The 2756-nt window shown below is 43.2% G+C and carries 3 protein-coding genes; all 3 read left to right on the top strand.

The features are described from left to right. On the top strand, positions 1-1074 hold a 1074-nt coding region (uxaC, locus tag IIF7_RS20360; protein WP_084843524.1), incomplete at its 5' end, for a glucuronate isomerase. A gap of 3 nt (positions 1075-1077) precedes the next feature. Continuing rightward, positions 1078-2100, top strand: a complete 1023-nt coding sequence (locus IIF7_RS20365; protein ID WP_084843525.1) for a sugar kinase — start codon at positions 1078-1080, stop codon at positions 2098-2100. A 144-nt stretch (positions 2101-2244) separates the two neighbouring features. Continuing rightward, on the top strand, positions 2245-2756 hold a 512-nt coding region (locus IIF7_RS20370), incomplete at its 3' end, for a bifunctional 4-hydroxy-2-oxoglutarate aldolase/2-dehydro-3-deoxy-phosphogluconate aldolase (RefSeq protein ID WP_084843526.1).

Raw genomic sequence — 2756 nt, forward strand, 5'->3', positions numbered from 1 at the left:
AAACGCTACTTCGGGATCGATGAACTTTTAAATGAAAAAAACGCCACCTCGATCTACCAGGAGATCAACAATCAGTTACAGCAACAAGAAAACAGCTGCCGAGGCTTGTTGCATAAAATGAATGTCAATACCCTTTGTACCACGGAAGATCCTACCGATACCCTGGAACATCACCAGGCGATGGCAGGCGAGGATTTCGGTATAAAAGTGAGCACCGCATTTCGTCCCGATAAATCCATTTTAATTGATGCGGAAGGTTATACCGATTATCTAAAAACACTGGGTAAAACCACCAATATCGATATTGAAAGCTTTCAGGATCTCAAAGATGCATTATTACAACGTATCGAATACTTTGATAAGCATGGCTGCAAGCTCTGTGATCATGGTTTAAACTCCATGAGCTATACTGAATTTACCGAAGCTGAGATCAATGCAATCTTTAAAAACAAACTGGCCGGCAAAGCAGTTTCCCTTCTTGATGCTGAGAAATTCAAAACCGCGATCTTACTGTTTTTATGTGAGTGTTATCATAAATTCGGCTGGGTACAGCAATTTCATTTGGGGGCGCTTCGAAACAACAACAAACGAATGCTGGCACAACTCGGCCCCGATACCGGTTGGGATTCGATCGGTGATTATTCACAAGCTGAAAAACTCTCCCAGTTTTTAAACAAACTGGATAGCCAGGACAAACTCACCAAAACCATCTTATACAATCTAAACCCGGCTGATAATGAAGTCTTTGCCACGATGATCGGGAACTTTAATGACGGTAGTGTTCGCGGAAAAGTACAATGGGGATCCGGCTGGTGGTTCTTAGATCAAAAGGATGGGATGGAAAAACAGATGAACGCATTATCGAATATGGGATTAATTAGCTGTTTTATTGGCATGCTAACCGATTCGAGAAGCTTTTTATCTTTTCCAAGACACGAATATTTTAGACGAATTCTCTGTAATCTCTTCGGAAAGGAAATCGCCTCAGGCGAACTTCCTGAAGATATGGAACTCATCGGAAGTACGGTAGCTAATATCTGCTATGGTAATGCCAAAGAATACTTTAAGTTTTAAAAGGTGAAAAACTCAAACTCACATCACAAAATAGTTTCTTTTGGCGAAGTACTGATGCGACTGAGTCCGTCGGAGAACCGTAAACTGACCCAAACCCACCAAATGGATTTCTATTTTGGAGGGACTGAGATGAATGTAGCGGCCTCACTTTCGTATTTTGGAGAACACACCCAACAGGTGACCAATGTCTCTAATGATTTAGTAGGAGATGCCGCCATTGCACAAATGCGTCAGTATGGGATCGATACCTCGGCTATTAGCAAAGTCGATCATCCTTTAGGATTGTACTTTTTAGAAGTCGGTTCAGGGATGCGGGCCAGTAAGATCGCCTATAACCGTTTGCATGGCAGTTTTGCCAATATCAGCCCAAAACAGGTAAACTGGGATGAAATTTTAGCAGATGCCGGTTATCTGCATTGGACGGGGATTTCCCCGGCGATCTCGGCAAGTGCTTATGAAACTTTAAAGATCGGACTCGAAAAAGCAAAAGCCAAAGGACTTAGGATCACTGCCGATCCTGCTTACCGCAGTAATCTTTGGCAGTACGGCAAAGACGGTCATGAAGTATTAAAAGAACTGGTAAGCCTATCCACGATTTTTGTGGGTGGTGTTAATGAGATCAACGAGATTTTAAAGACCGACTATGGTTTTTCAAAAGAAGGATTTGTTGAAGCCAGTAAAGCTTTGATCAAAGAATGCCCTTCCATCGAGAAAGTATTTGATAAGGTAAGAACCGGACTCAGTGCAAGCTGGCAGAAGGTGTATGGAAGAGCATGGACGGGTGCGGAGTATCTAGAAACCCAGGAACTAGAGATTACCGATGTGGTGGACCGAATAGGAACGGGCGATGCGTATGCCGCCGGACTGATTTATGGACTGATTCATTTTGAAGATCAAAAAGCACTGGAATTTGCCAATGCAGCCTGTGCTCTAAAGCATACAATACTGGGAGATGTCAATCAGGTGAGTCCGGAAGAAGTTGAAGAAGTAATGGCCGGTAGCACCGGAGGACGAATTAAGAGATAGTAGTTAGTATTGAGTATCTAGTATTGGGAATTGAGTCGATAGTGAATAGGCCTACAATGATCAATTTAGAATAAAAGTATCGTAGGATAATACCTAGAAGGCTTTTACGATTTAAAATAACATAACAAATAACCATTTAAAAAAATGGCACAATATTCAAGAATAGCGGTAGCAACACAGATGAAAGAAACAGGAATTGTTCCTGTGTTTTATCATCAGGATGTGAACACTTGTAAAGAAATTTTAAAGGCCTGCTACGAAGGTGGCGCCCGGGTATTTGAATTTACCAACCGCGGAGACTTTGCTCACGAGGTCTTCGCGGAACTGGTAAAGTATGCCAGCAGGGAACTTCCCGGGATGATGCTAGGGGTAGGCTCGGTAATCGATGTAGGTACAACCGCTTTGTATCTTCAGTTGGGCGCTAATTTTATCGTTTCCCCAGTGATCAATGCTGAGATGGCTAAAAGCTGTAATCGTAGAAAAGTAGCCTGGATGCCGGGTTGTGGATCAGTTACAGAAATTAGTTATGCGGAAGAACTGGGCGCCGAAGTAGTGAAGATCTTTCCTGGAGCACAGGTTGGTGGTCCCTCGTTCGTAAAAGCGGTAAAAGGCCCATTACCCTGGTCGAGCATTATGCCGACTGGCGGTGTTTCCCC

Source organism: Zunongwangia atlantica 22II14-10F7 (assembly GCF_002094855.1).
In the GTDB taxonomy this organism is placed as follows: Bacteria; Bacteroidota; Bacteroidia; order Flavobacteriales; family Flavobacteriaceae; genus Zunongwangia; species Zunongwangia atlantica.